Raw genomic sequence first — 17,668 nt, 5'->3', positions numbered from 1 at the left:
TTTCCCTCTTTTGGCGCGCTTTACAGCGCGTCCCCGTCGGTTTCGCCGGTACGCACACGCAGGGCGCTTTCGACATCCAGAACAAAGATTTTGCCGTCACCGATTTTTTCGGTCCGGGCGGTTTTTGAAATGGTGGCAACCACTTCGTCGGCCATGGCGGCTGGAACAACGATTTCCAGTTTCACCTTTGGCACAAAATTCACGGCGTATTCGGCGCCACGATAAATTTCAGTGTGACCTGATTGTGACCCAAAGCCTTTGACTTCGGTGACCATCATGCCGCGCACACCAATAGAAGTGAGCGCTTCGCGGACCTCTTCCAGCTTGAACGGTTTGATTGTTGCAATGATGAGTTTCACGACTATCCCCTTGCGGTTTTGGTGCGGTTTGATCCCTTGCGACCAAACGAAATGGCCGCGCTGGGGGCATCAAGGGCGCAGTCAGGGGCCATCGACAAGGTTTCGCTGCACCTGCAAAGTGCTTAATTCTGAGGATAACGCACAATTTTTGCACAAATGAGATTGTTTGCACAAAAATTAGGCGACCATGAAATCGCCTATTAACGTTTGAAGTCTCTCTACATTTGAGAATCGACCAGATAACATACGGCAAAAGAACCGGCCCAACATCAAAGCCGAAGTCACAGTCGCGAGCAGAATGCATGAGTGGAAATGGTAAAAAACGGCCTGCATTGGTCGCGGATCGTCGATATCCAAAGGCCGGGGCAAAACCCAAGGCCAAGCCAAAAGCCGCGACTGCGGCCAAGTCAAAGGCCAAAGCCACGCGAAAACCGGCCCGACGCAAAACGCCAAATCGTAAACCACGCGGGCCTATTCGGCGCGTTTTGGGATTCTTTGGCGGTATTCTGAGCTGGTTTTTTGGGCTAATCTGGGCGTTTTCCTGGCGGTTTGGGCTGGTCTTTGCCCTGATAATTGGCGTTTCCGTTGTTTATGTCGCGTCGACATTGCCAGCGGTGGATGAATTGGTGGATGGCCGCGCACGCGGGTCTGTGACCATGCTGGATCGCGATGGGGCCGTGTTTGCATGGCGGGGCGACCAATTCGGTGGAATGATCACCGCCGAAACCGTGTCGCCCCATTTGCGCAACGCTGTTATCGCCACCGAAGACAAACGGTTCTATGGCCATTTCGGCCTATCGCCACGTGGTATTGCATCCGCAGTGCGCATCAACCTGTCCGAAGGCCGCAGCCCATTGTCGGGGCATGGCGGGTCCACATTGACCCAACAAACGGCCAAATTGATCTGTTTGGGCGTGCCATTTGACCCAAACACTTGGGATAGCGAAACCGCCTATGAGGCCGATTGCCGGCGCACCACCCTGTGGCGCAAAGTGCGCGAAGCGATCTATTCGATGGCGATGGAGGTCACCTATACCAAGGATGAAATCCTGACCATTTATCTGAACCGCGCGTTTCTGGGGGCCGGATCACGTGGGTTCGAAGCCGCTTCGCAGCGTTATTTCGGGATTTCCGCCGCCAATCTGAATCCTCAACAATCAGCGATGCTGGCCGGTCTGCTAAAGGCGCCAACACGATATGCGCCCACCAACAATTGGCAGCGAAGCTGGGATCGCGGGCAAACTGTGATGCGTCTGATGAATGATCAGGGATTTATTACCGATGCCCAAGTGGCCGAGGGCAACGCCAATCCGCCCGTCCTGTCAGAAGCCGCAGAGGCGCGTGTTGGCGGATATTTTGCCGATTGGGTCATGTCGACGGGGCCTGAATTCTTCACCCGCGACACAACCGAAGACGTGATCATCCGCACCACATTGGATCAACGCATTCAGGACGCCACCGAAGAGGCGGTGACTTATATCTTTGATAACCGGGTGCGCGCCGGGTCAGAAGCACAGGCCGCCGTGGTTGTTATGTCTGCCGATGGGGCCGTGCGCGCCATGGTCGGGGGGCGTGACATGCGGGTTTCGGGCGCGTTCAATCGGGCCACACAGGCATCCCGCCAAACAGGATCGTCGTTCAAACCGTTTGTCTATGCCACGGCCTTGGAATTAGGCAGTTCAGCCTATGACATTGTGATGGACGAACCCTATTGCCTGAACGTGCCGGGATCGGGCGAATGGTGCCCGAAAAACTACACCCGTGAATTCCGTGGGCCTGTGTCATTGGTGGATTCACTGGCGTCGTCGCTGAACGTTCCCGCGGTGCGTTTATCCGAACAGGTGGGGCGTGAAAATGTGCGTACCGTGGCAAACCAATTTGGCATCGATTCCACATTGGTCGAAGGTCCATCACTGGCGCTGGGCGCGTCGGAAAGCACGCTGTTGGAAATGAGCGGCGCCTATGCGGGCATTCTGAACGGTGGGTCCGCCGTGGCGCCCTATGGGTTGGTCGAACTGCGCCTTCAGGGGGATGACGCGCCGTTGATGGGGACCAGTGGCGGTATCCGTGAACGGGTGATCCGCCGCGAAGCCGCAGAAGAGCTGATCTGGATGATGCATCGTGTGGTCGAGGTCGGGTCAGGGCATCGCGCCCAGATCGAAGGCTGGGAAATTGCCGGGAAAACCGGGACAACACAGGCAGCGCGGGATGCGTGGTTTATTGGGTTTACCGCTGATTACGTGGTTGGCGTGTGGATGGGCTATGATGACAATACGCCGCTAACGGGCGTTACCGGGGGGGGATTGCCCGCCGAAATCTGGCACGAAACCATGAAACGGGTGTTGTCAGGTGTCCCGGCGCGGCCCTTGCCGATGCGCGTGCCACGACCACCGGAAAACGTGACGCCGACGGATTCTGTGGCGGATGATGTGCTAAATGACGTGTTGCGCCAGCTGATGGAACAGCAATAGCTAGTCGCTGACGGTTTGTTCGCCTTCGGGCTGATCATCCGTCAGCGGTGTTTCTGGTTTGGCGCAATTGTCATACTGAAACGCATAGCCGTTCCAGATCATGATGATGTTATCGTCTTCGCCTGCGGCGCGCATCACCATGGCGCGTTCCGTCCAGCTTTCGTCTTCGCCGGTGCAGACCATCGTATAAAGGGTAGCATGCATGTCCACGACCGATACAGGCCGGGTCATGCGACATTGCAATTCCACCCCATGGAAAATGCCATCGTCGATTTGGATCGCACCGCCATCAACCCCAACCAGCCCACAATTTGCATTGGCCGACTGGCGATAGGTCCCATCATACGGGGACGCCGCCGCCAAGCCGGGCAAAATAGCAAGCAGGAGAGCCGCTTTAGACATTGCGCAGGTCAGAAATCAGCGCGTCAATATCGCCCCCGCGACGGTCCAGCATCGCGCCAATTTCGGTGCGCTCGGACAGCAGCATATTCACGCCTTCGATGATGATGTTGAAAAACACCGGATGACCGGGACGGTCGGATACGTGGAAATCCACCCGAAACGGGGCCTTGTTGCGCAATGTGGTCAGGGTTTGGACCTCAATGTAATTGCTGACATTGCTGGCGCCCTGCACCACGATTTGACCACCGGCAAATTCACGGAACCGGCGGCCATATTTGCGCGCGATATAGCCGTTGAACGCCTCGGTAAAGGTGCGAATTTGCGTGGATGAGGCGCTGCGACGGTCATTGCCCAACGCAAAGGCGGCGATATAAGCTGTGTCGCCGTAATCGCGGAAAATACCTTCGAAACTGCGGATCATTGACGCTTCGGATCGGCCCGAACTGATCACCGCGTTGATGTCATTTACAGCCCGATCCACCAGCGTTTCCGCCTGAGAATTGGACAGGGCAAAGGCCTTTAATGGGGCGAGCGCGGCTGTGCCAAAGACGATGGCAGATGCAAAAAATGAGCGACGGGATAACAAGTGGGTCATTCGAACAAATCCAGATCGAGATCCGCAAAGGGATCAATTGCGTTAGTCTCTAATTGGGTATCAACAGATGTATCGCCAAGCTCAAACCGGCGATTTTGCAAATAAAGAAGCCGTGATTGGGCGTAACTGTCGGCGCTGTCATATAAAACAGAGTCGATCGTGTCGCCAAATTCGCCGCGCGAAATCGCCAGATCGGCCACTTTGGCACCCGTGGCAGCGGTCGATACATCGGGATGGCCAAACCGTGACAATGGATCAATCACCAGATCGACAATTTTGCCAGCCGCGTCTCGTTCGGTTGATGGGCCATAGCCGGGCAATTCGATAAACGCCCCCTCTTGGACGCCCCAGACATGCAGGGTTTCGCCGAAATCGGTGCTTTCTTCTTCTAGGCCGATCGCACTTGCGGGATCAAACAGCCCACCAATGCCAACGATTGTATTGACGAACAGGCGCATCGTATTGGTGCTGGCGCCGCCAATATCGCCTTGTAGGGCGCCATTTACGATCATTCCGGGCAGCGAAATGTTATCGGCAAAGTTCGCAACAGGTTCACGAATTTCCATAGGCAATGCAGCGGTGGCCTGACCGGCGGGCCGCAACACGGCTGTGTCCAATTGTTTGTTGAACGCATGCACGGATCGGTTCGTGTCTTCGAACGGATCATTAAATTCGGCACCGGGTTGCGGGGCTGTGCAGGCACTAAGGCCTGCCAGCAAAACCAGTGACATTGTTACAGGGCGATAACCTGAGCGGAGATAAGACAAGACGGACAAGGGCAGATTCCGGAACTATAAATTTCAGCACACACATAAGCATGCAAAAAACGTTGACCAGAGGGTACGGTTTTTGGCATCGCTAGCGTGGCCATTGTGAAACACTCTATTTAAGGTCAACATGCCACAATATATTTAGGCAAACAATTTTAGCGGGCGGAAAAACGCGCATGGCGCAACAAAATACGATTGATACCACTGTGGGCACAGAAGAGCTTCGTGCTGCCCGCGCTCAGAGCCGTGGCCTATTTTGGGCCGTTGCGGTGTTTAGTTTCTTTGTGAACATGCTGATGCTGACCGGGCCTCTTTACATGTTGAATGTTTATGACCGGGTTTTGGGGTCGCAATCGCGCGAAACGTTGATTGCGTTGACTGTGCTGGTGACGTTCCTGTTTTTGATGATGGGCATTCTGGATTATGTCCGTGGCCGCGTCATGGGCCGCGTCGGGGCACAGTTTCAGGCGAAAATGGACCGCCGGGTTTTTGCCGCGGTGATGCGCGCCAGCAGCGAAGGCCGCGCGGTCAAAGAATCCATGTCAGGTCTGTCGGATCTGCAGGGGGTGCAACGCATGCTGACATCGCCCGCTTTGATGGCGTTGTTTGACTTGCCCTTTGCACCGCTGTTTTTCGTCGGCATCTATATTTTTCACCCGTCGCTGTTTGTGCTGGGGATCGTGGGCGCGATTTTGTTGGTGTGTTTTGCGTTTTTCAACCAATGGGCCAGCAGACGCCCGTTGGAAACGGCGAACCAAACCACATTGCGGGCAGAATTGTTTGGCAATCAGGTCCGTGACGAATCCGAAATGGTGCAATCCTTGGGGATGCGCAACGCGACGTTTGACCGGTGGCAGATCGCGCGGGAAAAGTCCTTGGATGCCAGCATCAGTGCGGGGGACATTTCTGGAACCTTCACCACATTGACCAAAACATTCCGGCTGTTTTTGCAGTCCGCGATGCTGGGATTGGGCGCGTATCTGGTGTTGCAGGGCGAAATGACGCCGGGCGCGATGATTGCCGGGTCGATTTTGCTGGGCCGGGCATTGGCGCCGGTGGAAATGTTGATCAACCAATGGCCTATCATGCAGCGCGGTCGCGAAGGTATGGCCAATCTGGCGGTCCTGTTGTCGTCCATTCCACCCGAAGTGCCGCGCACTGATTTGCCCAAACCCAAAGCCATTCTGGAAGCCAACCAAGTCACGGTTGTTCCGCCGGGCGAACAACAGGCGTCGCTGCGTGTGGTTAGTTTTCGGCTGGAGCCGGGACAGGCTGTGGGCGTGATCGGAACCTCTGGTTCTGGGAAATCAACACTGGCGCGCGCCATCACGGGCGTCTGGCAACCCGCTGGGGGTAAAATCCGGTTGGATGGGGCCGCGCTGGATCAATACGAACCGGATATTCTGGGCTCCCATGTTGGGTATTTGCCGCAGCGCGTGCAGTTGTTTGACGGAACCATCAAGGACAATATCGCGCGTATGTCGCTCACCCCTGATGATGCCGAAGTGATCAAAGCCGCGCAACGCGCTGATGCCCATGACATGATCCTGAAATTGCCCGACGGGTATGACACACGGGTATCCGCATTTGGCGGGCGGTTGTCGGGCGGGCAAATCCAGCGGATCGGATTGGCGCGGGCCATGTATGGTGATCCGGTGGTTCTGGTGCTGGATGAACCCAATTCGAACCTCGACAATGAGGGGTCATTGGCGTTGAACAAATCCATCAAGACGTTGAAAGCAGAAGGAAAATGCATCCTGATCATGGCGCATCGCCCTGCTGCCATTCAGGAATGTGACCTGTTGCTGATGTTGGAAAACGGCGGGCGCCGGGCGTTTGGGCCCAAGGAACAGATCCTAAAGGAAATGGTGCAAAACCACGCTGAAATTCAAAAAACACCCGGCACAGGGGGGGTCGCATAATGGAAGGTCAAAAACAAACCTGGTCCGCGAAACGCCCTGTCACGATTGGTGTTTTGGCGTTGCTGATTTTGCTTGGGGGGTTCGGCGTTTGGGCCGTGTCCGCGCAAATTTCCGGCGCGATCATTGCCTCTGGCAAAGTAGAGGTCGACCGTAACCGTCAGATCATCCAGCATCCTGATGGCGGGGTGGTGGCCCAAATCAACGTCGACGAAGGCGATGTGGTTGCCAAAGGTGACGTTCTGATCCGCCTCGAAGGTGACAGTCTGGTGTCTGAACTGGCCATCGTTGAAGGGCAATTGTTCGAAATTCTGGCGCGTATGGCGCGATTGCGTGCGGAACGCGACGGCGATGACATGCTGAATTTTTCGCAGGTTCTATTGGACCAAGACGCCAGCTCGGTCGCGGATTTGATGGCAGGGCAGGAACGCCTCTTTGCGGCCCGGGCCGACGGCGAAGCGCAAGAAAAGGCGCAATTGGAACGTCGATTGGTTCAAATTGCTGATCAAATCACCGGAATTCAGGCACAACAGGCCGCGTTGAACGTGCAGGCCGATTTGATTGCGCAGGAATTGTCGGACCAACAATCCTTGTTGGATCGTGGATTAGCGCAGGCATCGCGGGTATTGGGATTGCAACGTGAACAGGCCAGCCTCGCAGGGCGACAAGGTGAATTGACCGCCGCTGTGGCACAAGCTGAAGGCACAATCACCCAAATTGAGATCGAAGTGATCAAAATTGAAACGGCCCGCCGCGAAGAAGCGATTTCGCAGCTGCGGGATCTGCAATACGAAGAATTGCAATTGCAGGAACGCCGCAACGAATTGCAACGCCGGTTGGACAGATTGGACATCACCGCCCCGGTATCGGGGGTGGTTTACGGGATGCAAGTCTATGCAGAACAATCCGTTTTGCGCCCTGCCGACACGGTTCTGTATCTGGTGCCACAGGATCGCCCATTGGTGATTGCCGCACAGGTCAACACAATCGACGTGGATCAAATCCATGTGGGTCAGGCCGTGTCGCTGCGGTTTTCGGCCTTTGATCAGCGGCACACCCCGGAACTATATGGCGAAGTCATCGCCGTTTCACCGGACGCGTTTCAGGATGACGTGTCCCGGATCAGCTATTATCGCGCGGAAATCATCCTAAATGACGGTGAGTCCGACCGACTGCCCGAAGGATCCGTGATCATTCCGGGGATGCCGGTCGAAACATTTATCCGAACCATGGACCGCACGCCGCTTGATTATTTTGTGCGCCCCTTGGCGACGTATTTTAATCGTGCATTTCGTGAAAACTAACCGATCTGAGTGATTGTTAATTGCCCCATTCGCCGCTAGCGTCGGCAAAAATATCGGAGAGTGATCATGACCGGAACTATTGAAGCTCAGTTGGCGAAATTGGGCGTGACTTTGCCCGAAGCGGCGGCCCCGGCTGCCAATTATGTACCGTTTGTTCAACTGGGTGACATCGTTTACGTGTCCGGCCAGATTTCCATGAAGGATGGCGCGCTGATCACTGGAAAAGTGGGCGAAGATCTGAGCGTCGAAGATGGCGTTGCCGCTGCTAAAACCTGTGCAATCAATCTGTTGGCACAGGTCAAAGCAGCGTGTGACGGGGATTTGGACCGTCTGGTACGGGTTGTAAAGCTGACTGGATTTGTGAATTCGACCGCGGATTTCACGGACCAGCCCAAGGTGATCAATGGCGCGTCCGATTTCTTGGGTGAAGCACTGGGAGAGGCGGGGCGTCACGCGCGTTCCGCTGTCAGCGCGGCGGCCTTACCATTGGGTGTCGCGGTGGAAATCGAAGGAATGTTCCAAGTCAAATGACCTTGCCTGTTGCCTTTTTGAATCGGCCCATTGCCCACCGAGCATTGCATGACATTGCCGCGCAACGCCCTGAAAATTCGCGCGCGGCCATTGCGGCTGCGATTGCGGGCAATTACGGGATCGAAATCGACCTGCAACTGTCACAGGATGGCGTTGCAATGGTGTTTCATGATTACGATCTGCGGCGGCTGACATCCCAAACAGGGGCCATTGCCCGACATACGGCCGCTGAATTGGCAGCGATCCCGCTCAAACATTCCGACGAAGGCATTCCGACATTGACGGAAATCCTGAACTTGGTTGCGGGGCAAGTTCCCATGTTGATCGAATTAAAGGATCAGGACGGGGCGATGGGGGCCAATGTCGGCGCTTTGGAACAGGCGACGGCGGATGCATTGGCCGATTATTCCGGGGATGTTGCGGTGATGTCGTTTAACCCGCATTCGGTGGCGCGCATGGCCGAACTTTGCCCGGACATTCCGCGGGGGATCGTGACGTCGGCCTATTTGCCCCAGGATTGGCCCACCGTTCCGGCCGCAACGCGGGATCGGCTGCGCGGCATTCCAGATTTGGGGCGCACGCAATCCTGTTTTATCAGCCACGAAGCCAATGATCTAAGCAGTTCACGGGTGGCTGAAATCAAAGAGGCCGGTTTGAAAGTTTTCTGTTGGACCATCCGGTCGGCAGATGCGGAAAAAGGGGCCCGTCGGATCGTGGATAACGTCACTTTCGAAGGGTATCTGGCTTGATCCAATGGCCTGGTCCCCTACCTGTTTGAAATGACAGATCAACCCATTGAAATCACGCTGCAGACCTCTATCGCTCAAATCGGAGCGCAAGACTGGGATGCCTGCGCATGTCCAGAGGCGCAAAACGGACGGCCCTTTGATCCGTTTACGACCTACCGATTTTTACAGGCACTGGAACAAAGCGGTTCTGTCGGGCCGGGCACGGGATGGGATCCACGGTATTTGACGGCGCGCAAAAACGGTGTGTTGATCGCTGTAGCGCCGCTTTATGCGAAATCCCATTCGCAGGGGGAATATGTGTTTGATCACAATTGGGCCCATGCGCTGGAACAAGCGGGCGGGCGCTATTACCCCAAATTACAGGTGGCCGTGCCGTTTACCCCTGCCACGGGGCGCCGGTTTTTAACCCGTCCGGGCTTTGAAGCCGCAGGTATGGGCGCGTTGGTGCAGGGGATGGTGCAAATCGCGGCGGATAATCAACTGTCATCCGCCCATATTACATTTTGCACCAAAGCAGAGGCCTTGGCGGGGGCAGAAATGGGGCTATTGCACCGTGTGTCGCAACAGTTTCACTGGCAAAACGATGAATACAAAGATTTCGACGCGTTTCTAGCGACGCTATCCAGCCGCAAACGCAAGGTGATCCGGCGTGAACGCGCCGGGGCGTTGGATTTTGACGGTGACATTGTTCAGTTGACGGGCGATGATATCCAACCACATCATTGGGATGCGATGTGGGCGTTTTATCAGGATACCGGGGGCCGCAAATGGGGCACACCTTATTTGACACGCGCGTTTTTTGATCTGGTTCACGCTGATATGCGTGACGATGTGTTGCTGGTATTTGCCCAACGCGACGGTGTGCCCTTTGCCGGGGCGATGAATTTTATCGGACGGGATGTTTTGTATGGCCGTTATTGGGGCTGTCAAACGCATGTGCCGTTCCTGCACTTTGAAATCTGCTATTATCAGGCGATTGATTTTGCCATTCGCAACGGGCTGCGGCTGGTCGAAGCAGGCGCGCAGGGCGAACACAAATTGGCGCGGGGGTATTTGCCGGTCGCGACCCATTCCCTGCATTGGATCGGGGATGCTGGATTTCGCGATGCCGTGGCGCAATATCTGGACGCAGAACGTGACGCCATAACCGAAGAAATCGAGGTTCTGACCTCTTATGGTCCGTTCAAAAAGGAAAACAGGGAGGATCACCAATGAGTGAAAAAATAACCGCAGAAGCTTTGAACGCATTGCTGGGAAATGGTTGGGTCAAAGGTGAGGACCAAATTTCGATCTCAAAATCGTTTGAGTTCAAAAACTTTATCGAAGCGTTCGGATTTATGACCCGCGTGGCCATGTGGGCGGAAAAATGGAACCATCACCCGGAATGGTTCAATGTCTGGAACCGGGTCGATGTGACCTTGACCACCCATGATGATGGCGGGCTCAGCATGTTGGACGATAAAATGGCGCGCAAAATGGATCAATTGTCAGCCCAGTAAACGGAGCGGCAATGTCATTGATGTGATGGGAATGGAATTGGTTTCCCGTCACTCACTGTATAGGTTTGGGGCCACGGGGCCGGATAAGGAAAATCAGGATGGCGCATTTTGTTGTGATCGGTGCAGGGCAGGCGGGGGCATCTTTGGTCGCCAAATTGCGCGCCGAAGGGTTTGATGGCCAAATCACTTTGATTGGTGCCGAACCTGTGCCCCCTTATCAGCGTCCCCCCCTGTCCAAAGCCTATCTATTGGGCGACATGGAACAGGCGCGCCTGTATCTGCGCCCACAGGATTGGTATGCGCAAAACGACATTACATTGCATCTAGACACCCGTGTTGTGTCGATCGACGCTACGCGCAAAACCATTTTGCTAAGTTCCGGTGAAAACCTGAACTATGATGAACTGGCCCTGACCACCGGGTCCCACCCACGGATGTTGCCCGCAGCGATTGGCGGCAATTTGAACGGTGTTTATGCGGTGCGCGACCTAAAGGATGCCGATGCGATGGCCCCCGAATTTGGTCCGGGGCGGCATGTGCTGATCATTGGTGGCGGCTATATCGGGCTAGAAGCCGCGGCCGTTGCCGCCAAAAAGGGCCTGAAAGTCACGTTGGTTGAGATGGCCGACCGGATTTTGCAGCGGGTCGCCGCGCCTGAAACATCCGATTTTTTCCGCGCGCTTCATGTCAAACATGGGGTTGATATCCGCGAAGCTGTTGGGCTGGAACGCCTGACCGGGGTGGAACGGGTCACCGGCGCGGTTTTGACCGATGGCACAGAGCTGGAAATTGATTTTGCCATTGTCGGAGTGGGCATAACCCCTGCATCGATCCTAACGGAAAGTGCGGGTCTGACCCTAGATAACGGGATTGCCACGGATGAATTTGGCCGCACCAGTGACGCCCATATCTGGGCGGCAGGGGATTGCGCGTCCTTCCCCTATCGCGGTCAACAAATGCGGCTGGAAAGCGTCGGTAACGCCATCGATCAGGCGGAAATCGTGGCGCAAAACATGATGGGGCGATCGGTTTCTTATCTGCCCAAACCCTGGTTCTGGTCGGATCAATATGATTGCAAGCTGCAAATCGCCGGGCTGAATGTTGGCTATGACGCTGTTTACGTTCGTAAAACCGCTGATGACGCTGTGTCCCACTGGTATTATCGCGAGGATGAACTGTTGGCGGTGGATGCGATGAATGACCCGCGCAACTACATGATCGGCAAACGTCTGATCGAAGCAGGCAAAAGCCCGGCACCGTCTGTGATCACCGATCCTGCAACCGATATGAAGGCGTTGCTACGCGCATGAGGATCATCGCAGGGCAACATCGGGGCATCGCGCTTGCCTCTGTCGGCAAAGGTGACGCGGGCGCGCATCTGCGTCCCACATCTGATCGGGTCCGCGAAAGCCTGTTCAGCGTGTTGGTTGGCTATGGCATGCCCGGCGATGCGCGTGTTTTGGATCTGTTTGCAGGGACAGGTGCGTTGGGGCTGGAATCCCTGTCGCGCGGGGCCGCGCATGTCACATTTGTCGATGATGGCCGGGTTGCGCAGCGGCTGATCCGGGAAAACATCGCCAAATTGCGCCGCGAAGCAGATTGCAGCTTGGTGGCGCGAAACGCGCTGAAATTGGCGGCCAATTCCGGCGCGGCGTTTGATCTGGTTTTCCTTGATCCCCCCTATGGCAAAGGCTTGGGTGCCAAGGCATTGCTACATGCGCGACAACATGGCTGGATCGCGGATAATGCCTTGATTGTGTTCGAGGAAAACGCACCACAAGATGCCCCAGCCGGTTTTGATATCCTAGAACAACGTCGCTATGGCGACACGCATATTACCTTGATGGAGCCAACAATATGATCCCGAAACTGGTGATTTTTGATTGCGACGGTGTGTTGGTGGATACCGAAGGCCCCGTCAGTGACATCATCGCCAGCAGCCTGACCCGCTATGGGTTGCCCGTTAGCGGGGCAGAGTGTCAGGACCTGTTCATCGGTGGCACGATGCAAGGTGTCTATCATGAGGCCAAGTCGCGCGGGGCCACTTTGCCGGACACGTGGGTCGATGACATTTACCGTCAGATGTTTGATCGGCTGCAGCAAGGCGTGCCAACCATCGCCGGGGTGATGGAATTGATCGACCAACTCGAAGAGCGCGGTGTTTCGATCTGGGTGGCGTCAAATGGACCAATGCAGAAAATGCAATATTCGCTGGGGCCAACCGGGCTATGGGACCGGTGGGCAGGGCGGATATTATCGCGTGAAAATCACGCGCCCAAACCAGCGCCGGATATGTTGACCTTTGCCTTGCAACAAACCGGTATCGACATCCGCGATGCGGTGATGATTGACGACAGCCCGACCGGATGTAAATCGGCCCAAGCGATTGGCATGCGGTGTATCGGATTTGCCGAACGCGGTCAGGATGCTGATTTGCGTGCAGTTGGCGCAGAGGTCGCCCATACGATGGACGACGTCAGCGCATTGTTAGGTCTGGATCAGTAGGCCCAGATCAGTAGGCCCGGATCAGTAAGTAGGATGGAACGTGCCGGTTGGCGACAGGGTAAAGATATCAAACCCATCCGCCGTCACCCCAATGGAATGTTCAAATTGCGCTGATAGGGATTTGTCCCGCGTCACGGCGGTCCAATCATCGGCCAGAACCTTGGTTTCGGGACGGCCCAGATTGATCATCGGCTCAATCGTGAAAAACATGCCCTCTTCTAGGGTTGCACCTGTGCCGGGGCGGCCATAATGCAGCACGTTCGGCGGTGAATGAAACACCCGTCCCAGCCCATGCCCGCAGAAATCGCGCACAACAGACATGCGCTGACTTTCGGCGTAGGTTTGGATGGCGTGGCCGATATCGCCAAATGTATTGCCGGGTTTAACGGCCTCGATGCCCTTCATCAGCGCATCATGGGTCACTTGGATCAACCGTTCTGCACGGCGGTTGGGTTTGTCGCCCGCCACATACATGCGGCTGCTGTCACCAAACCATCCATCCTTGATGACGGTCACGTCGATGTTCAGGATATCGCCATTCTTTAGCTTTTTGTCACCGGGAATGCCGTGGCACACCACGTGATTGACGCTGATACAGCTGGCATGGGCGTAGCCTTTGTAGCCGATCGTGGCGGATTTGGTGCCGTATTCGGTGACTTTGGCGGTGATGATCCGATCGATTTCACCGGTGGATTGGCCGGGAAACACGTGTTCGGCGATTTCATCCAGAATGCGCGCGGTCACAGCCCCGGCGGCATGCATTCCTGCAAAATCACCATCTTCGTAGATGCGGATGCCATCACGGGTCAGTCGGCCTTTGGGTTCGTCCACGGGTCAAATCCTTTGTTCGTTAAACCCCAGATAAGTCAATCTGCGCCGCTGTTCCAGACCTGTGCGTCAAACGAAAGGGATTGGTTTGCATAAATGGCTGAACTCTGGCGTGATTTCCGTGTCATAGCACAGAATTTCTACACCCTTTTGTTGCGCCGTTTTCAGGGCATTGGCGTAAACCGGGTCGATATCTGCGGCAACACTGACCTGAACGCAATCGGTGCGTTGCACCAGAAACAGCATCACGGCACGATGGCCTTGGGCGACCATATCAGTCAGTTCGGCCAGATGTTTGGTGCCGCGCGCAGTGACACTATCGGGAAACTCGGCCAGCCCCGGTTGGCGGGACAGGGTGACGGATTTGACCTCGACATAGGTCGTGTCCCCGAGCAGAAAATCAATGCGGCTGTTTTGCCCATATTTTACCTCTGGCCGGATCGGGCCCAGACCTGCCAATTCGCAAATGCGTCCGGCGTTTAAGGCGTCGTGAACGATCCGGTTGGCCGCGCCGGTGTCAATTCCGACAAACCCGTCGTCAAATTCAACCAATCGCCACCCCCAATTCAGCTTTTTCTTGGGGTCATCATTGGGTTCCAGCCAGACTTTGAGGCCGGGTTTCTTTAATCCCATCATCGAGCCGGGATTGGGGCAATGGGCCTTTATCACTTGGCCATCGTCCAGTTCGACATCCGCCAAAAAGCGCATATATCGACGGATCAAGTGGCCGGAAACCAAGGGGTGGGAATAGTTCATAGGGATGCATACCCCGCCCATAAGGTTTGGGAAAGTGGCGCGTTGTTGAATGCCGCAAAGCTTTGACTCCATGCAGCGTTTTTTCTGCATCCGATCAACGGCCCACGTCATGCAATTCTAGCCTAAACGTCGAGCATTTCTGACCCAAACCGGCCATTGGATGAGATCAACATCAATGCCCGATATGCGGGACAAAGGGTGCATTCGCTACGGTCATGCCAAGGTCTGCTTTGAAGTGCATTGTCAGATCCATGTCTTCTTACCAAAATTGCTTTGCGCTCACTCAACGCTGACGTCACTCCTCGTAAAAGTTAAACACCATTGCCCCAGCTTGTTCCCTCAAAGGGATAAGGGCGGCATATGCGGAACATCCGTAAAATTGCTCGGCAATATCCATGTCGGGAAATCGGAAGACGCCTGTCACGTGCGACTGCTTTTGATCGCCAAGAAGGGTTTTGATATAGTTACCTCTGACGATGACTTCAGCGCCATACTCCTTCATGATCGGGGCGGCGGCTTCTGCATATTCCTGCATTTTCTTTGCATCTCTGATTTCGGCGAAAGCAACGTTTAGTACGGTCATGAAGTTCTCTCTTTCTCACTTAGGCCCAATTGGGTTGATTGTACTGGCAATGCTGTAATTTTCTTGAGTTGGGCCGCCAAATGAGCCTTTTCTTCGGGGCCAATCACGGCACTGATCATGCGTTCCGAAGTCACCTTTACATCCCCTGCTGCCCGTTTCAGCGCGTAACCTTTTTCAGTTAACGATAGCAGGCGCACCCTCCCGTCAGTAGTAGATTTCCGCTGTTCTAAGTAGCCGCTGTCTATCAACTCTGAGAGGGTAACAGAGGCCGCTTGCTTGGAAACGCCAGCCAGTTCTGCAAGATCGATTGCTCGTATTGATTTCTTATTGAAAACAGCAATAAGACGGGCTTGGGATGCGGTAACATCGCTGAAGCCCAGCTCTCGGACCGTCTGGACCGTCATTGCGTGGTACACATCAAACGCTGTCTTAAGAAGCCAACCGATGTTGTGATCGATGTCGTTTTCTTTGTTTGAACCCATTTCAAGTCCCCATTTTTATCACACTCTACGGCGTCACAACGGATATAGTCAATGCATTGACTATATCCGTTGTGACGGTTACCGATATGACCGTATTCAAAAAGGGCGTTTGCGGATGACAAACATAAATGACTGCATATTTTGCAATCTGGACGCACAATTTGTCGTGGCAGAGAACCAATTTGCCATCGCGATACGTGACAAATTCCCAGTGAAACCGTTGCATACCCTTATCATCCCAAAACGGCACACATGCGATGTTTTCGACTGCACGGCCGCTGAACGAGAGGCAATGCACACCCTAGCAGTTGCGTGCTTGGACGCGTTGAGGCGCGAAGATCCAGCAATTGAAGGGGTTAACTTTGGCCACAATATTGGTGAAGTCGCGGGACAGAAAATCTTCCACACGCATTTGCATCTCATACCGCGGCGTAAGGGAGACTTCGCACCCCCTCCTGCGAGGGGTGAAGCATGACGAAGCCCTTAGAAATTTGTCTATTTAGGCACGGAGAAGTCGAATTTGACAAATGGGCCTGGTCTAGTGCGTCAAGCCTTCGGGCGCTGGTCGAGCACTACGACTCACAACAAATCATCCTCCCACCAACTACGCCCCCTCCGGCAAACCATTTCGAAGTCGTAGTTTGTAGCTGTCTGCCGCGCAGCATATCATCAGCAAAGACACTATTTCAGCGGTATGACCGTTCTGATGAATTATTCCGCGAAGCTGAATTGCCTAACCTGCCGCCGCTTCCACTCAAACTCCCGGCCATAATATTGTTCGTGATTGCTCGCATGATGTGGAGATGCGGTGCTGAGGAGAACTGTGAAAGTTATGCCGCCTTCAAAGGACGCGCAAAAGACGCAGCACGAGAGCTGGTTGGAATTGCTGAGACCAACACAAACGTGGCATTTGTCGGCCATGGACTTATCAATTTTTTCATCGCTCAAGAACTACTTCAGCTAGGATTTGAAGGACCAAAGGCTCCGATCCGCGAGCACTGGGCAGGCCCGTGTATTCGATAGACTGCCCTTAGCCGCCATTTGTCGTCACCGCAGCATCGGTTGAAATGGGCTCAAACCGGACATTCGCTGCAATTTGCTCGAATGTCCGGTTTTAGGCGTTTGGGTCAGTTTATGACGCTTAGGCCAGAGTTATCTGACGTCTCACACGAGTTGCGGGCCGCCAAACCACCGCCACCGGTCGCCCATCCTGCGAGAGTGACTGATCATGAGGATTGATTATTGCTTGGTCATTTGGTCCACCCAATAGGCGGGTCGGGTTTTTGGTTTCAGATTGACCCGGTTCTTGGCAGTTCCTATCTGTAGGTAGGCAATCACAAAGGCGTGCCCAAATGAGCCAGAACGAAACAGCAATCAAAATAATGGATATCGCTGAACGCATGGCGCGGGTCGGTGGGTATCATGCGTTTAGTTTTCGCGAAATTGCCGCTGAAATCGGAATAAAATCGGCCAGTGTGCATTATCATTTCGCCAACAAAGAAACACTGGGGGCCGCGATTGCTGATCGGTACACTCAGCGGTTTATGGCTGCGATTGGTGCGCCAGATGATGCCACGCCTGATGTGATGCTGAACAGATATGTGCAGGTGTATCGCGGCGCCCAACTTGAGGATGAATTGATGTGCCTTTGTGGGATGTTTGGGGCCGAAATTCGGTATCTTCCTGCGTCCGTCGCCGCTAAAACTAGGGATTTCTTTCGCCAAAACTTGGCGTGGTTGACTGCCGTTTACACACGGCAGGGCGATGATGCGCACACAGCCGCCAAAAACGCCGAAACGCTGATCGCAACCCTAGAAGGCGCGATGATTTTGTCACACAGCATGGATGATCCAGAGGTGTTTCAAAACATCACCCAAGATTTGACCTGAGGATTTATGCCCCAGCGTCGCACCGG

The 17,668-nt window shown here is 54.7% G+C and carries 21 protein-coding genes; 13 read left to right on the top strand and 8 right to left on the bottom strand.

Annotation, left to right across the window (positions count from 1 at the left end; all coding sequences use genetic code 11):
- Window positions 1-20: 20 nt before the first annotated feature.
- A complete protein-coding gene (locus tag AB1F12_RS15645; RefSeq protein ID WP_368185294.1) occupies window positions 21-359 on the bottom strand; it encodes a P-II family nitrogen regulator in 339 nt (112 codons plus the stop codon).
- Window positions 360-661: 302 nt separating this feature from the next.
- Between AB1F12_RS15645 and AB1F12_RS15640 the strand changes: the two genes are divergently transcribed.
- Window positions 662-2,830 carry a transglycosylase domain-containing protein gene (locus tag AB1F12_RS15640; protein ID WP_368185293.1) on the top strand — a complete coding sequence of 723 codons (2,169 nt, stop codon included), beginning with the start codon at window positions 662-664 and terminating at the stop codon, window positions 2,828-2,830.
- Here AB1F12_RS15640 and AB1F12_RS15635 read toward each other — a convergent pair whose 3' ends face one another.
- From AB1F12_RS15635 to AB1F12_RS15625, 3 genes are read right to left on the bottom strand one after another with little or no spacing between them, the layout of a single operon-like run.
- Window positions 2,831-3,232 (bottom strand): hypothetical protein, encoded by a 402-nt coding sequence (locus tag AB1F12_RS15635; RefSeq protein WP_368185292.1) that lies wholly within the window; start codon window positions 3,230-3,232, stop codon window positions 2,831-2,833.
- Window positions 3,225-3,827, bottom strand: a complete 603-nt coding sequence (locus AB1F12_RS15630) for a phospholipid-binding protein MlaC (protein ID WP_368185291.1) — start codon at window positions 3,825-3,827, stop codon at window positions 3,225-3,227. The genes AB1F12_RS15635 and AB1F12_RS15630 overlap by 8 nt, the downstream gene beginning before the upstream one ends.
- Window positions 3,824-4,558, bottom strand: coding sequence for a VacJ family lipoprotein (locus tag AB1F12_RS15625; RefSeq protein WP_368185290.1), 735 nt, complete (start codon window positions 4,556-4,558; stop codon window positions 3,824-3,826). Before AB1F12_RS15625 ends, AB1F12_RS15630 begins: the two co-directional genes overlap by 4 nt.
- A gap of 215 nt (window positions 4,559-4,773) precedes the next feature.
- Here AB1F12_RS15625 and AB1F12_RS15620 point away from each other — a divergent pair, with 215 nt between their 5' ends.
- The 9 genes from AB1F12_RS15620 to AB1F12_RS15580 all read left to right on the top strand — a co-directional run bounded on the left by AB1F12_RS15620 (window position 4,774) and on the right by AB1F12_RS15580 (window position 13,104).
- Window positions 4,774-6,519 (top strand): type I secretion system permease/ATPase, encoded by a 1,746-nt coding sequence (locus AB1F12_RS15620; RefSeq protein WP_368185289.1) that lies wholly within the window; start codon window positions 4,774-4,776, stop codon window positions 6,517-6,519.
- On the top strand, window positions 6,519-7,820 hold the full coding sequence (locus AB1F12_RS15615; protein WP_368185288.1) for an HlyD family type I secretion periplasmic adaptor subunit: 1,302 nt from the start codon (window positions 6,519-6,521) through the stop codon (window positions 7,818-7,820). Before AB1F12_RS15620 ends, AB1F12_RS15615 begins: the two co-directional genes overlap by 1 nt.
- A gap of 66 nt (window positions 7,821-7,886) precedes the next feature.
- Entirely contained in the window at window positions 7,887-8,351 is a 465-nt protein-coding gene (locus AB1F12_RS15610; protein WP_368185287.1) for a RidA family protein, read from the top strand.
- The gene (locus tag AB1F12_RS15605) at window positions 8,348-9,100 is read left to right on the top strand and encodes a glycerophosphodiester phosphodiesterase family protein (RefSeq protein ID WP_368185286.1); all 753 of its coding nucleotides are present in this window, start codon (window positions 8,348-8,350) and stop codon (window positions 9,098-9,100) included. Before AB1F12_RS15610 ends, AB1F12_RS15605 begins: the two co-directional genes overlap by 4 nt.
- Before the next feature lie 30 nt (window positions 9,101-9,130).
- Window positions 9,131-10,315: a GNAT family N-acetyltransferase gene (locus AB1F12_RS15600; protein ID WP_368185285.1), complete on the top strand. Its 1,185-nt coding sequence runs from the start codon at window positions 9,131-9,133 to the stop codon at window positions 10,313-10,315.
- A complete protein-coding gene (locus AB1F12_RS15595) occupies window positions 10,312-10,599 on the top strand; it encodes a 4a-hydroxytetrahydrobiopterin dehydratase (RefSeq protein WP_368185284.1) in 288 nt (95 codons plus the stop codon). Before AB1F12_RS15600 ends, AB1F12_RS15595 begins: the two co-directional genes overlap by 4 nt.
- Window positions 10,600-10,697: 98 nt before the next feature.
- On the top strand, window positions 10,698-11,909 hold the full coding sequence (locus AB1F12_RS15590; protein ID WP_368185283.1) for an NAD(P)/FAD-dependent oxidoreductase: 1,212 nt from the start codon (window positions 10,698-10,700) through the stop codon (window positions 11,907-11,909).
- Window positions 11,906-12,460, top strand: a complete 555-nt coding sequence (gene rsmD, locus AB1F12_RS15585) for a 16S rRNA (guanine(966)-N(2))-methyltransferase RsmD (protein WP_368185282.1) — start codon at window positions 11,906-11,908, stop codon at window positions 12,458-12,460. The genes AB1F12_RS15590 and rsmD overlap by 4 nt, the downstream gene beginning before the upstream one ends.
- Window positions 12,457-13,104 (top strand): HAD family hydrolase, encoded by a 648-nt coding sequence (locus AB1F12_RS15580; protein ID WP_368185281.1) that lies wholly within the window; start codon window positions 12,457-12,459, stop codon window positions 13,102-13,104. Before rsmD ends, AB1F12_RS15580 begins: the two co-directional genes overlap by 4 nt.
- Window positions 13,105-13,125: 21 nt before the next feature.
- On the opposite strand, the gene map is transcribed toward AB1F12_RS15580, so the two are convergent.
- From map to AB1F12_RS15560, 4 genes are all read right to left on the bottom strand, one after another.
- Window positions 13,126-13,935 carry a type I methionyl aminopeptidase gene (gene map, locus AB1F12_RS15575; RefSeq protein WP_368185280.1) on the bottom strand — a complete coding sequence of 270 codons (810 nt, stop codon included), beginning with the start codon at window positions 13,933-13,935 and terminating at the stop codon, window positions 13,126-13,128.
- Between the two features lie 66 nt (window positions 13,936-14,001).
- Window positions 14,002-14,688, bottom strand: a complete 687-nt coding sequence (sfsA, locus tag AB1F12_RS15570; protein ID WP_368185279.1) for a DNA/RNA nuclease SfsA — start codon at window positions 14,686-14,688, stop codon at window positions 14,002-14,004.
- Window positions 14,689-14,983: 295 nt separating this feature from the next.
- Window positions 14,984-15,271 (bottom strand): DUF1330 domain-containing protein, encoded by a 288-nt coding sequence (locus AB1F12_RS15565; protein WP_368185278.1) that lies wholly within the window; start codon window positions 15,269-15,271, stop codon window positions 14,984-14,986.
- Window positions 15,268-15,753 (bottom strand): MarR family winged helix-turn-helix transcriptional regulator, encoded by a 486-nt coding sequence (locus tag AB1F12_RS15560; RefSeq protein WP_368185277.1) that lies wholly within the window; start codon window positions 15,751-15,753, stop codon window positions 15,268-15,270. The genes AB1F12_RS15565 and AB1F12_RS15560 overlap by 4 nt, the downstream gene beginning before the upstream one ends.
- Here AB1F12_RS15560 and AB1F12_RS15555 point away from each other — a divergent pair.
- From AB1F12_RS15555 to AB1F12_RS15545, 3 genes are all read left to right on the top strand, one after another.
- Window positions 15,728-16,228: an HIT family protein gene (locus AB1F12_RS15555; protein ID WP_368185276.1), complete on the top strand. Its 501-nt coding sequence runs from the start codon at window positions 15,728-15,730 to the stop codon at window positions 16,226-16,228. The two genes, AB1F12_RS15560 and AB1F12_RS15555, sit on opposite strands and share 26 nt — an antisense overlap.
- A complete protein-coding gene (locus tag AB1F12_RS15550) occupies window positions 16,225-16,776 on the top strand; it encodes a histidine phosphatase family protein (protein WP_368185275.1) in 552 nt (183 codons plus the stop codon). Before AB1F12_RS15555 ends, AB1F12_RS15550 begins: the two co-directional genes overlap by 4 nt.
- 329 nt (window positions 16,777-17,105) lie before the next feature.
- Window positions 17,106-17,642 carry a TetR/AcrR family transcriptional regulator gene (locus AB1F12_RS15545; protein WP_368185274.1) on the top strand — a complete coding sequence of 179 codons (537 nt, stop codon included), beginning with the start codon at window positions 17,106-17,108 and terminating at the stop codon, window positions 17,640-17,642.
- Window positions 17,643-17,668: the final 26 nt, after the last annotated feature.

The sequence above is a fragment of the Aestuariibius sp. HNIBRBA575 genome (assembly GCF_040932005.1).
In the GTDB taxonomy this organism is placed as follows: domain Bacteria; phylum Pseudomonadota; class Alphaproteobacteria; order Rhodobacterales; family Rhodobacteraceae; genus CANLNM01.
Note: the sequence above shows the minus strand (reverse complement) of the source record. Positions and strands in the feature narration are given on the sequence as shown.